Origin of the sequence: Pseudomonas sp. R-28-1W-6 (genome assembly GCF_009799925.1) — a bacterium.
Taxonomy (GTDB): domain Bacteria; phylum Pseudomonadota; class Gammaproteobacteria; order Pseudomonadales; family Pseudomonadaceae; genus Aquipseudomonas.
This window is the reverse complement of the sequence record NZ_WELK01000007.1, coordinates 41,392-55,981: the sequence shown is the minus strand read 5'-3', so window position 1 is coordinate 55,981 and position 14,590 is coordinate 41,392. Positions and strand designations below refer to the sequence as shown.

The window sequence follows — 14,590 nt, the reverse complement described above, 5'->3', positions numbered from 1 at the left end:
GCCCCGCCCAGGGAGCCGACTCGGGCTGACCCGACAGAATCCGGCCAGCGGCATTTGCCCTGGCGCAGAAAAAAGAAAACCCCGCACGCGGGCGGGGTCAAAGGAGCACTGCATCTTGGGGATTTCAGTGGACTCAGGCTATGGCCCGAGCCGTGAAACTTTCGTGAAGGCGATGTCGGTAAAACGGTAAAAAAGCGAATTTCGCCACCCCGGCGCACCACCGGCCTCAGTCGGCGCCCCGCAGCCACTGCGCCAGGCTGCCGCTGAACAGCGCCGCCTGTTCCTCATGGAGCATTTCCAGCGCCCGGCGCAGGCCCGGATACCAGGCTTCATCATCGAGCTTGTCCGGCAATTGCCCGGGGCGCGGCAACGGCCATGGGCTGCGGCTGAGCAGTTGATGCAGGCTGAAATGCTCCAGGTCGCGGCACAGCACCCAACCGCCGCCACCGCTGACCCGGCAGACCAGGTGTTCGCGCTCGAGGAAGTCGAGCACTTCCTCCCACTCGTTCTCCGGCAGCAGCCAGCCCTCACGCTGCACGTCGCCATGGCGCAGCGGCACGCCGCGCACCTGGCGCTGGTGAAATACCCGCAGGATGCCCAACAGCACCAGCACCCTTGGCAGCGCGCGGCGGCGCCAGTGGCGCGAGGCCGTCAGGTTGCACACCAGCTCGGCACCGAACAGCACGATCAGCCAGGACACGTAGATCCACAGCAGGAACAGCGGCACCGTGGCGAAGGCGCCGTAGATCAGCTGGTAGCCGGGGAACAGGCTGACGAACAGGCCGAACAGCGCCTTGGCCACCTCGAACAGCACGGCGGTGAACAGGCCGCCGAGCAGCGCATTGCGCAGCGGTACCCGGGCATTCGGCACGGTGGCGTAGATCAGGGTGAAGGCGGCGACGCTGGACAGCAGCGGGGCGAAGCCGAGCAGGGTCTTGGCGCCGATCAGCGCATGCGGCCCGGACAGCAGCGACAGCGAGGTGATGTAGGTGCTCACCGCAAAGCCCACGCCGAGCAGCAGCGGGCCCAGGCTGAGGATCGCCCAGTACAGCAGGAAGCTGGACACGCCGCGGCGCGGCTGGCGCACCCGCCAGATGGTGTTGAAGGCCTTCTCGATGGTCACCAGCATCATGAACGCGGTGAGCGCCAGCAGGATCACCCCGGCCCAGGTCAGCTTGCGCGCCTGCACGGTGAACTCGCGCAGGTATTCCTGCACCGTGGCCCCGGAGGATGGCACGAAGTTGCGGAAGACGAAGCTCTGGATGTCCTCGCCCATGCCCTGGAAGGCCGGGATCGCCGAGAGCATGGCGAAGGTCACGGTCATCATCGGCACCACCGCGAACAGGGTGGTGTAGGTCAGCGCCGCGGCGCTCTGGGTGGCGCGGTCGGCAAAGAAGCGCTGCACCAGGAAACGCCAGAACTCCGAGACATCTTCTAGTCGCTGACGCATTCCCTCTCCTTAGAAACTGTTCATGTCCAGCGGCAACCTGGCTATTCCGCCCGCGAGCGCAAGGCGGACTGCGCTGATCCGCGCCGAGGCGGGTAGAATAGCGCCCACCTCAGGCTAGATGCGACCCATCCATGACCGACTTGACCCTCTATCACAACCCGCGCTGCTCGAAATCCCGCGGCGCCCTGGAACTCCTCGAAGCCCGCGGCCTGACGCCGAACATCGTGCGTTACCTGGAAACCCCACCCTCCGCCGCTGAATTGCACAGCCTGCTGGGCAAGCTGGGCATCGGCGCGCGCCAGTTGCTGCGCACCGGCGAGGACGAATACAAGGAACTCAACCTGGCCGACGGCAGCCTCAGCGAGGCCCAGCTGATCGAGGCCATGGTCGCCCACCCCAGGCTGATCGAGCGGCCGATCCTGATCGCCGGGGACAAGGCGGTGATCGGCCGGCCGCCGGAGAAAGTCCTGGAGTTGCTGGCATGAGCGCGCCCTACATCCTGGTGTTGTATTACAGCCGCCACGGCGCCACCGCCGAGATGGCCAGGCAGATCGCCCGCGGCGTCGAGCAGGCTGGCCTGGAAGCACGCCTGCGCACGGTGCCGGCCGTCTCCACCGAGTGCGAAGCCACGGCCCCGGCGATTCCCGCCGAAGGTGCGCTGTACGTCAGCCTCGACGACCTGAGGCACTGCGCCGGCCTGGCCCTGGGCAGCCCGACCCGCTTCGGCAACATGGCCGCGCCCTTGAAGTATTTTCTCGATGGCACCAGCAGCCTGTGGCTGACCGGCGAGCTGGTCGGCAAGCCGGCCGGGGTGTTCACCTCCACCTCCAGCCTGCATGGCGGCCAGGAAAGCACCCTGCTGTCGATGATGCTGCCGCTGCTGCACCACGGCATGCTGCTCTGCGGCCTGCCCTACAGCGAAGGCGCCCTGCTCGACACCCGCGGCGGCGGCACGCCCTATGGCCCCAGCCACCATGCCGGGGCCGACGGCAAGCGCGCCCTCGACGAACACGAAATCAGCCTGTGCCGCGCCCTCGGGCTGCGCCTGGCCAAAACCGCCCAGCAGCTGGAGACCCCGCGTGGCTAAGCAAGCGAAACCCCTTCCGGCCCTCGACTGGCTGCAACCGCGGCTGAAACTCAGCCGCGCCCTGAGCCTGTTCAGCTTCATCGCCCTGTTTGCCCTGCTGCTGGGCTGGAACCTCGGCTTCGCCGACCTGCACGGCGCGCGCATCTGGGTGGTGTTGAGCATCCAGCTGGTGCCGCTGCTGCTGCTCGCTCCCGGCCTGTTCCTGGGCAGCGCCCGCGCCCACGCCTGGACCTGCTTCGTGGTCAACATCTACTTCATCCAGGGTGTGCTGGCCGCCATCGACCCGGCTCGCGCGCTGTTCGGCATGCTGGAGGCGGTGATCAGCTTCGGCCTGTTCTGCTGCGCCCTGCTCTACACCCGCTGGCGCTTCCAGTACGACCGCAAGCTGGCCGGCGAGGCCTGATGCGACTCGCGCAGTAACAGGCTATTGCCGTTACTGCGCGAACCTCACCAGCCGAGCACTTCTTTCAGGAAAGGAATGGTCAGCTTGCGCTGGGCCTGCAGCGAGGCCTGGTCGAGGCGTTCGAGCAACTCGAACAATGCGCTCATGCTGCGCTCGCCACGGTTGAGGATGAAACGCCCGACTTCGTCGGTCAGGTGCAGGCCGCGGCGCGAGGCACGCAGCTGCAGGGCACGCAGCTTGTCCTCGTCGGACAGCGCATGCAGCTGGAACACCAGCGCCAGGGTCAGGCGCGACTGCAGGTCGGCCAGGCCGATCGGTAGTTCGCGCGGCGCGGCGGCAGCGGCGATCAGCAGGCGCCGCCCCGAATCCCTCAAGCGATTGAACAGGTGGAACAGCGCCTCTTCCCACTCCGGCCGGCCGGCCACCGCCTCCAGGTCGTCCAGGCAGACCAGCTCGCACTGCTCCAGGTTGTCCAGCAGCTCCGGGCCGTAGTCGGCCACCTCGGCCAGCGGCAGGTAGACCACCGACTCGCCACGCTGCTCGAACCGCAGACAGGCCGCCTGCAGCAGATGACTGCGTCCCACGCCATCGCTACCCCACAGGTAGATCAGGCTTTCGGTCCAGCCGGCATCGGCCTCGCACAGGCGCTCGACATAGCCGAGGGCCGCGGCGTTGGCACCGGGATAGTAGTTGGCGAAGGTGGCGTCGTCACGCAGACGCACCCCCAGGGGCAGCTGAATCGGGATCATGCAGGGTTGGGCGGTTCGTCAGAACCTGCTCCGAGCTCACCATAGAGATCGGAAAGTTTATAGAAATCATGAGCATGGCGCAGCAAAACCATGATGATCGCCGCCACCGGCAGGGCCAGCAGCACGCCGGTGAAGCCGAACAGCTGGCCGCCGGCAAGGATGGCGAAGATCACCGCCACCGGGTGCAGGCCGATCCGATCGCCGACCAGCCAGGGCGTCAGCAGCATGCCTTCGAGCAGCTGGCCGATACCGAACACCACGGCGATGCCGATCAGCGGGTACAGTTCGAAGCCGCCGAACTGGAACAGCGCCGCCACCAGTGCCGCACCGAAGCCGACGATGAAGCCCATGTACGGCACGATGCTGGCCAGCCCGGCCAGCACGCCGATCAGCAGGCCCAGCTCCAGGCCGACCAGCATCAGGCCACTGGCGTAGATGCCGGCCAGTGCCAGCATCACCATCAGCTGGCCGCGGATAAAGGCACCGAGCACCTCGTGGCACTCGCCGACCAGGCGCACGATGAAGCCCTCCCGGGCCCGCGGCAGCAGGCCACGCAGCTTGGCCAGCATCACATCCCAGTCGCGCAGCAGGTAGAAGGCCACCACCGGAATCAGCAGCAGATTGCCCAGCCAGCCAAGCAGCGCCAGGCTGGAGGCGGTGGCCTGGGCCAGAATCATGCCGGCGATATCGGTGGTCTTGCCCAGGTGCTCGCTGAGCGCGGCCTTGAGCTGTTCAAACCGCCAGAAGTCCTCGGCTAGGCCGAACTGTGCCTGCACCCAAGGCAACGCCTGGTGCTGCAGGCGGTCGAGCATCAGCGGCACCAGCTCATACAGGCGCACCAGCTGGCGGCCGAGCATGGGCAGCAGCACCAGCAGCAGAATCAGCAGCAACAGGCTGAACAGACCGAACACCAGCACCACGGCCCAGGTCCGCGACAGCTTGTGGCGTTCCAGGCGGTCGACCAGCGGGTCACCGAGGTAGGCCAGCAGCATGGCCACCAGGAACGGCGAAAGAATCGGGGTCAGCAGGTAGATCAGCCAGCCGCCGAGAAACAGCCCGGCCAGCCACATCCAGCGCCTTGAATCGGTCATCTCGGGCTCTCCGCCTCGGTTCATCCCTGTATCCGCGAGCCTTGGCGCGCGGTTGTGTGTGCTGCTTCAGCCCTTGTGCTTGATGGGCGGGGCGCTGCAGCGCGGCAAACTACCAGCGGAAACGCAGCAGATTGGCCGGCGCCGCGACCGGGGCGCCGGCCGCGGGCGCCGCCGCATCCAATGGCGCGGCATCGGCGGGAATTTCCTGCAGCCCGGCCAGGCCCAGCTGGGCGCGCAGCTGTTCAGCGCTGGCATTGACCCGCCAGGTCAACTGGTCGCCCTTGACCTTGATCAGGCGCGCGGCGAAGGGTTCGAGCAGGCGATCCAGCTCGGCATAACGTGCCAGGTTGGTGCCCTGGACCTCGACCAGCAGGGCGCTGGCCGCCCCCGGCTTGACCACGAAACGCGGCGCCAGGCGCTCGCTCACGGCCAGCAGCACGGCATCGGCCAGGGCCTTCTGGTCGGCGCCCTGGGCCTTGCCCTGCTCGCGACCATCGCCCAGCCACAGGCGCCATTCGGCCTGCCACTGGCCAGCCTCTTCGCGCGCCTGCACGGCCAGCAAGGCATCGGCGGCATAGCGCTCGGAGGCCGGCTGCAGTGCATCCGGCTGGTCGGCGCCGAGGGTTTCCGGGGTCGCCAGCAGTTGTTCCTGCAGATCGGCCAGCGGCAGGCGCAGCGGCAGGCCACGGTTCTGCGCGGCCTGGCGCAGCGGCGCGGCCGCTTCCTGGCCATCGCCGAGCAGGCTGCTGCCTTCTACCCCGGTATTCAGCCACCAGGCCAGGATCGCCGGGCGATTGGCGCCCCACAGGGCCAGGCCGGCCTGGCGCAGTTTGTTCTCGGTGGTCACTGGATCGAAGTCGACGATCAGGGTGTCGCCCTCGTAGACGTACTGGCTGACCAGTTGCTGCGGGTCCTTGCGCACCCCCTCCAGACCCGGCGCCTGCAGCGCCTTGGCGTCGCCGGTCAGGCGCAGCACCAGGGTTTCCAGGGCCTTGCCCAGGACCACGCTGCGCTCTTCCGGCTGCTGGCTGGTGACCGCCTCGCGCACCTGATAGAGGCCGCTGACCGGCTCGGCAAGGGACGGCAGGCTGAGCAGCGCACAGCACAGGGCAAACAGACGGACGAACAGGCGCATGTGAGGTCTCGACGGCTGGAGGTGTGTGCGACGGGCGCACGCGAAGGGTTATACCTTAAACAGCCGCCCGCCACGCGGCAACCGTCGGGGCCGGTGGCCGCTGACGGGCAAGCCTGATAAAATCGCGCGCCTTCGCAGACCGGCACGCGCGTGGACTCCCGCCCGGCCCGGTCGACAACCGCATTCCCCCCCTTAAAGGCCTGAACCCATGAGCAAGCAACCCTCCATCAGCTACAAGGACGCCGGTGTAGACATCGACGCCGGCGAAGCCCTGGTCGAACGCATCAAAGGCGTTGCCAAGCGCACCGCACGCCCGGAGGTCATGGGTGGCCTGGGTGGCTTCGGCGCCCTCTGCGAAATCCCCGCCGGCTACAAGCAGCCGGTACTGGTCAGCGGCACCGACGGCGTCGGCACCAAGCTGCGCCTGGCGCTGAACCTGAACAAGCACGACAGCATCGGCCAGGACTTGGTCGCCATGTGCGTCAACGACCTGGTGGTGTGCGGCGCCGAGCCGCTGTTCTTCCTCGACTACTACGCCACCGGCAAGCTCAACGTCGACGTGGCCGCCACCGTGGTCACCGGCATCGGCGCCGGTTGCGAACTGGCCGGCTGCTCCCTGGTCGGTGGTGAAACCGCCGAGATGCCGGGCATGTACGAAGGCGAAGACTACGATCTGGCCGGCTTCTGCGTCGGCGTGGTGGAAAAGGCCGAAATCATCGACGGCTCGAAAGTCGCCAGCGGCGACGCGCTGATCGCCCTGCCCTCCTCCGGCCCGCACTCCAACGGTTACTCGCTGATCCGCAAGATCATCGAAGTCGCCGGTGCCGACATCGAGGCCATCCAGCTGGGCGGCAAGCCGCTGACCGAGCTGCTGATGGCGCCGACCCGCATCTACGTCAAGCCGCTGCTCAAGCTGATCAAGGAAACTGGCGCGGTCAAGGCCATGGCCCACATCACTGGCGGCGGCCTGCTCGACAACATCCCGCGCGTGCTTCCGCAAGGCGCCCAGGCGGTGATCGACGTGGCCAGCTGGACCCGCCCGGCGGTGTTCGACTGGCTGCAGGAGCAAGGCAACGTCGACGAGCACGAGATGCACCGCGTGCTCAACTGCGGCGTCGGCATGGTCATCTGCGTCGCCCAGGACCAGGTCGAAGCGACCCTGGCCAGCCTGCGTGCCTCGGGTGAAGCCCCCTGGGTGATCGGCCAGATCGGCACTGCCGCCGCAGGCGCCGCCCAGGTCGTGCTGAACAACCTGAAAGCCCACTGATGGCCGACTGCAATGTCGTGGTGCTGATTTCCGGGTCCGGCAGCAACCTGCAGGCCCTGATCGACAGCATCGCCCAGGATGGCAACCCGGCACGCATCTGCGCGGTGATCTCCAACCGCGCCGATGCCTACGGCCTGCAGCGCGCCCAGGCGGCGGGGATTGCGACCCGCGTGCTCGACCACAAGCAGTTCGACGGCCGCGAGGCCTTCGATGCCGCCCTGGTCGAGTGCATCGACGCCTTCGCCCCGCAGCTGGTGATCCTGGCCGGCTTCATGCGCATCCTCACCCCCGCCTTCGTCAGCCATTACAGCGGCCGCCTGCTGAACATCCACCCCTCGCTGCTGCCCAAGTACAAGGGCCTGCACACCCACCAGCGGGCGCTGGAGGCCGGCGAGCGCGAGCATGGCTGCAGCGTGCACTTCGTCACCGAGGAACTCGATGGCGGCCCCCTGGTCGTACAGGCCATAGTGCCGGTACAGTCGGACGACACGCCGGACAGCCTGGCCCAGCGCGTCCACGCCGAAGAACACCGCATCTACCCACTGGCCATGCGCTGGTTCGCCGAAGGCCGCCTGCGCCTGAGCGGCACCGGGGCAGAATTGGATGGCCAGGCCCTGCCGCCCTGCGGACAGCAGCTACGTAACTAGGAGATCGATCGATGCGCCGCGCCCTGTTGTTGCTCCTCGCCCTGTTCAGCCTGCCGCTGACGGCAGCCGAGCTGACCCCGTTCTCGGCCAGCTACACCGCCGACTGGAAACAACTGCCGATCAGCGGTACCGCCGGTCGCAGCCTCAAGCAGCTGGACAACGGCCGCTGGGAGCTCAGCTTCGAGGCCGCCATGCTAGTGGCCAGCCTCAGCGAAGTGAGCACCTTCCGCGTGGAAAACGGCACCTTCCTGCCGCTGACCTACCGCTTCGACCGCAGCGGCCTGGGCAAGGCCAAGCAGGTCGAGCATGACTTCGACTGGACCGAGAAGCAGGTGATCGGCAGCGATCGCGGCGAGCCGGTGCGCTTCGCCCTCAACCGCGGCATGCAGGACAAGTCGACCTACCAGCTGGTGCTGCAGGAAGACGTGGCCGCCGGCAAGCAGAGCATGAGCTACCAGGTGGTCGACGGCGACGAGATCGAGGTCTACGACTTCCGCGTGCTCGGCGAGGAGCGCGTGCGCACCAAGGCCGGGCTGATCGACGCGATCAAGGTCGAGCGCGTGCGCGACCCGACCCAGAGCAGCCGCAAGACCGTGCTGTGGTTCGCCAAGGACTGGGACTACCTGCTGGTGCGCCTGCATCAGGTGGAGAAGGACGGCAAGGAATACCAGATCATGCTCAAGGACGGCACGGTCAACGGCCGCACCGTCGAGGGCATCCAGGAGTAAGTACTCCTGATGCGAACGAGCCGGGCACTGCCCGGCTTTTTTCTGCCTGGCGAAAATTGCCCTAGGCTGGTCAGTGAGCAATCAGGGGAAAGCGCCATGAACGACAACTACCAGCCCATCGCCTGCGACCTCTACGACTACCTGGAGATCGCCTGCATGCACCATTACCGGTTGCGCATCGAGCTGACGGACGGCAGCGAGCTGCTGGCCGAGGCAGTCAACACGGACATTAGCGCGAACAAGGAGGAGTTCTTCGTGGTGCGCGGCCCCGACGGCGAGCAGCGCCTGCGCATGGACCGCCTGCTGGCCATCACCCCGCTGGATGCAGGGGCCAGTTTCGGCCGGGTACTGCTGGGCAATGCGCGCTGCTAGCAACGCGACACGACTGAGGTGCCTGATCGCCGCAGGGTCAAAGCCGCGCTGCACCACCTGGGGAGCAGGTACGCCGACAACCTGACGACCCAGGCGCTGATGGAAGCGCAATGCTCCAACACGGAAATGGCCTTGACGGTGCAAGCCCATGACCTGAAACGGGCCATCCAGGTACTCGTTGCCGGTCGGTTGAACGAATTGCCGGGCTGCCCCCAGCTCACTTGCCGGCGCCCCAGAAATGCCAACGCCCCGAACCAGTCGGGGCGTTGGCTTACGGTCAGCGTGTTTGCACAGGCTCTGGATTGGCGGGCGGTGGCGAGACCTAGCGCACATCACCGCGCAGCTGCGCCACCTGCTCCTGCAGCACCAGGCGCCCGGTGTCGGCTGGCATGGGCTGGCCGGCGACCAGGGTGATGCGCGACCAGAAGCGCTTGAACAGGCCCTTGTGCGGCGCGCGGCTGAAGAAGCTGCCCCACAGCCCCTGCAGCGCCATGGGGATCACCGGCACCGGGTTGGCGGCGAGGATGCGCTCGACCCCGGCCTTGAACTCGTCGATCTCGCCGCTGGTGGTCAGCTTGCCCTCGGGGAAGATGCACACCACTTCGCCGTCCGCCAGGTACTGGGCGATGCGCTGGAAGGCCTGCTCGTAGACCTTCTCGTCCTCGCTGCGCCCGGCGATCGGCACGGTGCCGGCGGTGCGGAAGACGAAGTTGAGCACCGGCAGGTTGTAGATCTTGTAGTACATGACGAAACGGATCGGCCGACGCACCGCGCCGCCGATCAGCAGCGCATCGACGAAGGACACATGGTTGCACACCAGCACCGCCGCGCCCTCGTCCGGGATCGCCTCCAGCCCCTGGTGCTTGACCCGGTACATCGAGTGGCTGAGCAGCCAGATGAGGAAGCGCATGGTGAATTCGGGAACGATCTTGAAGATGTAGGCGTTGACCGCGATGTTCATCAGCGACACCACCAGGAACAGCTGCGGGATCGACAGCCCGGCGACGTTGAGCAAGAGCATCGCCACCAGCGCCGACACCACCATGAACAGCGCGTTGAGGATGTTGTTGGCGGCGATCACCCGGGCCCGCTCGCTTTCCACGGTGCGCGACTGGATCAGCGCATACAGCGGCACGATGTAGAAGCCGCCGAAGATGCCGATGCCGAGGATGTCCGCCAGCAGCCACCAGGCCTGGCCCTGGCCCAGCAGGGTCAGCCAGCTGTAGGGCTCGGCGGCGGCCGGGAAGCCCGCCGAGTGCCACCACAGGAGGATGCCGAACACCGTCATGCCCATCGAGCCGAACGGCACCAGGCCGATCTCCACCTTGCGCCCGGACAGGCGCTCGCAGAGCACCGAGCCCAGCGCGATGCCCACCGAGAACACGGTGAGGATCAGGGTGATGACGGTCTTGTCGCCGTGCAGCAGGTCCTTGGCGAAGCCGGGGATCTGCGCCAGGTAGATCGAGCCGATGAACCAGAACCAGGAGTTGCCGAGCAGCGAGCGCGATACCGCCGGGCGCTGACCGAGGCCCAGGCGCACCGTGGCCCAGGTCTGGCGGAAGATGTTCCAGTCCAGCACCAGCTCCGGCAGCGCCGCATGCGAGCGTGGGATGTTGCGGCTGACCAGATAGCCGAGGCACGCCACCAGCACGATGGCGCCGGACACCAGGCCGGCGGAATGGCTGCCGGACATGATCACCCCGGCGCCGATGGTGCCGGCGAGGATGGCCAGGAAGGTGCCCATCTCCACCAGGGCGTTGCCGCCGACCAGCTCCTCTTCGCGCAGGGTGGCCGGCAGGATCGAATACTTCACCGGGCCGAACAGCGCCGAATGGGTGCCCATGCCGAACAGCGCAAGCAGCAGCAGCGACAGGCTGTTGAGGTAAAAACCGGCGGCGCCGACCAGCATGATGGCGATCTCGGCCAGCTTGATCAGGCGGATCAGCGCGTCCTTGGCGAACTTCTCGCCGAACTGCCCGCCGAGGGCGGAGAACAGGAAGAACGGCAGGATGAACAGCAGGTGGCAGAAGTTGACCAGCAGGTTGCCGGTCTTGTCCGAGAACGCCATGTTGAACAGGATGACGAAGATCAGCCCCTGCTTGAACACGTTGTCGTTGAAGGCGCCGAGCAGCTGGGTGATGAAGAACGGCAGGAAGCGCCGGGTGCCCAGCAGGGCGAATTGCGAATGTGGGGTCATCGTCCTTGTACCTGTAGCGAAGCGGCAAACGCCGTCCCGCATTGGACAGCATCTGCCCCCGACAAAGCCACACCCGCGATGCTCGAAATGCAGCAATATCTTAATGCAAATTGTTTGCAATTAGATTAAATTCCGTGCCCTCTCAGAATCGCCAACCTCTCCGAGTGAGCACGCAATGTTCCGCAAGACCCACCTCTGCCTCTCGATCTCCCTCGCCCTTCTGGCTCCGACCAGCCAGGCCAAGGAAATCCTGCAACTGGAAAGCACCGCCATCAGCGCCACCCGCTCGCACAGCGAGGCCGGCAAGACCCCGCAGAAGATCACCGTGATCAGCCGCGAGCAGATCGAACAGCAACTGGCGATCACCAGCGACCACGGCCAGGTGCTGAGCAACCTGATCCCGTCCTACTCGCCGAGCCGGCAGAAGCTGAGCAACGCCGGCGAGACCTTCCGCGGGCGTGCGGCGCTGGTGATGATCGATGGCGTGCCGCAGTCCACCCCGCTGCGCGCTGGTGGCCGCGACGGTTACACCATCGACCTGTCGATGGTCGAGCGCATCGAGGTCATCCACGGTGCCAGCGCCGAACACGGTCTGGGCGCCACCGGCGGCATCATCAACTACGTCACCCGCCGCCCCCAGGGCGGCAGCCTGAAACAGCATGCCGGCGTCAGCCTGGAGGCCGGCGACGACTTCGACGGCGACGGCCTGGGCTACAAGCTGGACTACCGCGTCGAAGGCAGCGAAGGCGACTGGGACTACCTGGCCGCCATCAGCGGCCAGACCCGCGGCATGTTCTACGACGCCGACGGCCAGCTGATTGGCGTCGACGACACCCAGGGCGACATCATGGATTCCACCAGCACCGACCTGCTGCTCAAGCTGGGCTACTGGTTCGATGCCGAGCAGAATCTGGCGCTGATGGTCAATCGCTTCGAACTGGAAGGCGACCACCAATACGTCAACGTCCCCGGCGACCGCGACGCCGGCACCCCGACCACCTCGCGCAAGGGCGAGCCGCTGGGCAAGGCGCCGCAGAACGAGGTACTGGCCACCAGCCTGACCTACAGCAATACCGACCTGGCCGGCAACCTGCTCACCGCCCAGCTCTACAGCCAGCGTTTCCGCGCCCGCTACGGCGGCGGCACCCTGAGTGCCTTCCAGGATGCCAGCATCGCTCCGCCCGGCACCCTGTTCGACCAGTCGCAGAACGAGTCCGACAAGTACGGCGGCAAGTTGACCCTGAGCCGCGACGACATGCTCGACGGCTACCTCAAGCTCACCGGCGGCCTGGACTTCCTGCAGGACACCACCAGCCAGATGCTGATCGCCACCGACCGCGAGTGGGTGCCGGAGACCGTATTCCAGAACCTGGCGCCCTTCCTCCAGGCCGAGGTCCGCGCCACCGAGCGCCTGACCCTGCACGGCGGCGTGCGTCACGAGTTCGCCGAGCTGGAAGTCGACAGCTTCCGGACCATCGCCTCGACCACCAAGCCCGCTGGCGGCGTCACCGTCGAGGGCGGCAAGCCGAACTTCGAGGAAACCCTGTACAACGCCGGCCTGGTCTACCAGGTCAACGACTGGGCGCAGGTCTTCGCCAACTACTCGGAAGGCTTCGGTATGCCCGACGTGGGCCGCGTACTGCGGGCCATCAGCCAGCCCAACCAGAGCGTCGAGCAGTTCCTCGACCTGCAGCCGATCGTCACCGACAACCGCGAGATCGGCCTGCGCCTGAACTGGCAGACGGTCGACATGGAGATCAGCTATTTCGAGTCCGATGCCGACCTCGGCTCGCGCCTGGATAGCGTCGGCGGGGTCTACCAGGTGCGCCGCGAGCGCACCGAGATCGACGGCGTGGAGGCCAGCGCCGGCTGGCAGGTCAGCGAGGTGCACCGCCTGCAGGCGACCTACGCCCAGCTCAACGGCCAGTCCGACACCGATGGCGATGGCGACGTGGACACCGACCTGGACGGCGCCAACATCGCCCCGGACCGCTACGGCCTGAGCTGGCAGGCCACCTGGAGCGAGCAGCTCAACAGCCGCCTGCAGGTCAACCACTACGCCAGCCGCGGCTTCGACAGCCCCGGCCTGAACTTCGACGGCTACAGCCTGGTGGATGCCTCCGTCGGCTACCGCCTGCCGGTCGGCGAGGCCAGTCTGGGCATCGAGAACCTGCTCAACCGCGACTACATGACCTACTACGCCCAGGCCGGCAGCACCCGCGACGACCAGTACTTCGCCGGGCGCGGGCGTACCTTCACCCTGGGTTACCAGGTCGATTTCTGATCCCGCCCCGCATGACACGAACGGCCTCGCAAGAGGCCGTTTGCCGTTCTAGATCGGCAACTGCCCGAGCCAGGCGCGCAGCAGGAAGAACACCAGCAGCCCGCCGGCGATGGTCGCCAGCAGGTGACGGGTCAGCGCGGCGATGGCGATGGTCGACAGTCCGGCCAGCAGGTAGGCGTTGTCCAGCCGTACGGCCCAGTGCTGGCCGTCCGGCAGCAGCATGCCGGGCACGACGATGGCGGTGAGCACCGCGGTCGGCACGTAATGCAGGCCCTGGCGCACCAGCGGCGGAAACTGCAGGTCGGGGAAGGCGAACAGGCTGTAACGGATGGCGAAGGTGATCGCCAGCATGCCGAGAATCAGGGTCCAGTTGGCCATCACAGCGGCGCCTCCAGCAGGCTTTGCCTGCGCCGCTCCAGCAGCACGCCGACCAGGATGCCGCTGAACGCCGCCGCCATCAGCCCGAGCTTGTACGGCAGGCCGTGACAGGCCAGGGCCACCGCCCCGGCCACCAGCGCCGCCGCCACCTGCGGGCGACTGCGCAGCATCGGCACGACGATGCCGATGAAGGTGGCGAGCATGGCGAAGTCCAGCCCCCAGGCCGCGATGTTCGGCACCGCCTGGCCGAACAGCAGGCCGATCAGGGTGCACAGCTGCCAGTTCAGGTACATGGCCAGCGCCGCACCGAGGAAGTACCAGTGCTTGTGCGGCGAGGCATCCGTCTCGGCATAGCGATGCTGGACCACGGCGAACGCCTCGTCGGTCAGCCAGAAGGCCAGCGGCATGCGCCAGCGTCGCGGCAGATGACGCACGAAGGGCTGCAGGCTGGCGCTGTACAGGGCGTGGCGCAGGTTGACCACGAAGGTGGTGAGCAGCAGCACGGCCAGGGTCGCGCCGCCGCCGAGCAGGCTGATGGCGATGAACTGCGCCGAACCGGCAAACACCAGCACGGACATGCCGATGGTCTGCCAGGGCGTGAGGCCGGCGGCACCGGCCAGGCTGCCGAAGATGATGCCGAAGGGAATGGCGCCGAGCAGCATCGGCAGCATGTCGCGGGCGCCCTGCAGGAATTCGTGATGACGGGACATGGAACCTCCTTGAGAGCGTGAGGCTAGCCGCTCGTGCGCCGTGCGTCTTGAACGATCTTGCGCAATCGGTCAGCCGGGCACCGCGCTATCGC

The 14,590-nt window shown here is 66.9% G+C and carries 15 protein-coding genes; 8 read left to right on the top strand and 7 right to left on the bottom strand.

The window, feature by feature from the left end:
* Positions 1-226: 226 nt before the first annotated feature.
* Complete coding sequence (locus tag F3I62_RS14035; protein WP_160490263.1) at positions 227-1,450, bottom strand: YihY family inner membrane protein; 1,224 nt, start codon at positions 1,448-1,450, stop codon at positions 227-229.
* A 131-nt stretch (positions 1,451-1,581) separates the two neighbouring features.
* Here F3I62_RS14035 and arsC point away from each other — a divergent pair, with 131 nt between their 5' ends.
* From arsC to F3I62_RS14020, 3 genes are read left to right on the top strand one after another with little or no spacing between them, the layout of a single operon-like run.
* Complete coding sequence (gene arsC / locus F3I62_RS14030) at positions 1,582-1,935, top strand: arsenate reductase (glutaredoxin) (RefSeq protein ID WP_160490262.1); 354 nt, start codon at positions 1,582-1,584, stop codon at positions 1,933-1,935.
* Positions 1,932-2,537, top strand: a complete 606-nt coding sequence (gene wrbA / locus F3I62_RS14025) for an NAD(P)H:quinone oxidoreductase (RefSeq protein ID WP_160490261.1) — start codon at positions 1,932-1,934, stop codon at positions 2,535-2,537. Before arsC ends, wrbA begins: the two co-directional genes overlap by 4 nt.
* Positions 2,530-2,940, top strand: coding sequence for a DUF2069 domain-containing protein (locus F3I62_RS14020; RefSeq protein WP_160490260.1), 411 nt, complete (start codon positions 2,530-2,532; stop codon positions 2,938-2,940). Before wrbA ends, F3I62_RS14020 begins: the two co-directional genes overlap by 8 nt.
* Positions 2,941-2,984: 44 nt before the next feature.
* Here the strand turns inward: F3I62_RS14020 and hda are convergent, their stop codons facing one another.
* The 3 genes from hda to F3I62_RS14005 all read right to left on the bottom strand — a co-directional run bounded on the left by hda (position 2,985) and on the right by F3I62_RS14005 (position 5,915).
* Positions 2,985-3,689, bottom strand: a complete 705-nt coding sequence (gene hda / locus F3I62_RS14015) for a DnaA regulatory inactivator Hda (RefSeq protein ID WP_160490259.1) — start codon at positions 3,687-3,689, stop codon at positions 2,985-2,987.
* Positions 3,686-4,780, bottom strand: a complete 1,095-nt coding sequence (locus tag F3I62_RS14010; RefSeq protein WP_160490258.1) for an AI-2E family transporter — start codon at positions 4,778-4,780, stop codon at positions 3,686-3,688. The genes hda and F3I62_RS14010 overlap by 4 nt, the downstream gene beginning before the upstream one ends.
* A gap of 109 nt (positions 4,781-4,889) precedes the next feature.
* Positions 4,890-5,915, bottom strand: a complete 1,026-nt coding sequence (locus tag F3I62_RS14005) for a DUF2066 domain-containing protein (RefSeq protein ID WP_160490257.1) — start codon at positions 5,913-5,915, stop codon at positions 4,890-4,892.
* A gap of 208 nt (positions 5,916-6,123) precedes the next feature.
* Between F3I62_RS14005 and purM the strand changes: the two genes are divergently transcribed.
* The 4 genes from purM (at position 6,124) to F3I62_RS13985 (ending at position 8,929) form a co-directional block, all read left to right on the top strand.
* A complete protein-coding gene (purM, locus tag F3I62_RS14000; RefSeq protein WP_160490256.1) occupies positions 6,124-7,182 on the top strand; it encodes a phosphoribosylformylglycinamidine cyclo-ligase in 1,059 nt (352 codons plus the stop codon).
* Positions 7,182-7,829 carry a phosphoribosylglycinamide formyltransferase gene (gene purN / locus F3I62_RS13995; RefSeq protein WP_372240138.1) on the top strand — a complete coding sequence of 216 codons (648 nt, stop codon included), beginning with the start codon at positions 7,182-7,184 and terminating at the stop codon, positions 7,827-7,829. The genes purM and purN overlap by 1 nt, the downstream gene beginning before the upstream one ends.
* An 11-nt stretch (positions 7,830-7,840) precedes the next feature.
* Positions 7,841-8,557: a DUF3108 domain-containing protein gene (locus F3I62_RS13990; protein WP_160490255.1), complete on the top strand. Its 717-nt coding sequence runs from the start codon at positions 7,841-7,843 to the stop codon at positions 8,555-8,557.
* Between the two features lie 96 nt (positions 8,558-8,653).
* Entirely contained in the window at positions 8,654-8,929 is a 276-nt protein-coding gene (locus F3I62_RS13985) for a Rho-binding antiterminator (protein WP_160490254.1), read from the top strand.
* A 322-nt stretch (positions 8,930-9,251) separates the two neighbouring features.
* On the opposite strand, the gene F3I62_RS13980 is transcribed toward F3I62_RS13985, so the two are convergent.
* Positions 9,252-11,126: a 1-acyl-sn-glycerol-3-phosphate acyltransferase gene (locus F3I62_RS13980; protein ID WP_160490253.1), complete on the bottom strand. Its 1,875-nt coding sequence runs from the start codon at positions 11,124-11,126 to the stop codon at positions 9,252-9,254.
* A 175-nt stretch (positions 11,127-11,301) separates the two neighbouring features.
* On the opposite strand from F3I62_RS13980, the gene F3I62_RS13975 reads away from it, so the two are divergent.
* Positions 11,302-13,410, top strand: a complete 2,109-nt coding sequence (locus F3I62_RS13975; protein ID WP_160490252.1) for a TonB-dependent receptor — start codon at positions 11,302-11,304, stop codon at positions 13,408-13,410.
* A gap of 48 nt (positions 13,411-13,458) precedes the next feature.
* On the opposite strand, the gene F3I62_RS13970 is transcribed toward F3I62_RS13975, so the two are convergent.
* Both F3I62_RS13970 and F3I62_RS13965 read right to left on the bottom strand, forming a co-directional pair.
* Positions 13,459-13,788 (bottom strand): AzlD domain-containing protein, encoded by a 330-nt coding sequence (locus F3I62_RS13970; protein WP_160490251.1) that lies wholly within the window; start codon positions 13,786-13,788, stop codon positions 13,459-13,461.
* Positions 13,788-14,498 (bottom strand): AzlC family ABC transporter permease, encoded by a 711-nt coding sequence (locus F3I62_RS13965; protein ID WP_160490250.1) that lies wholly within the window; start codon positions 14,496-14,498, stop codon positions 13,788-13,790. Before F3I62_RS13965 ends, F3I62_RS13970 begins: the two co-directional genes overlap by 1 nt.
* Positions 14,499-14,590 lie beyond the last annotated feature (92 nt).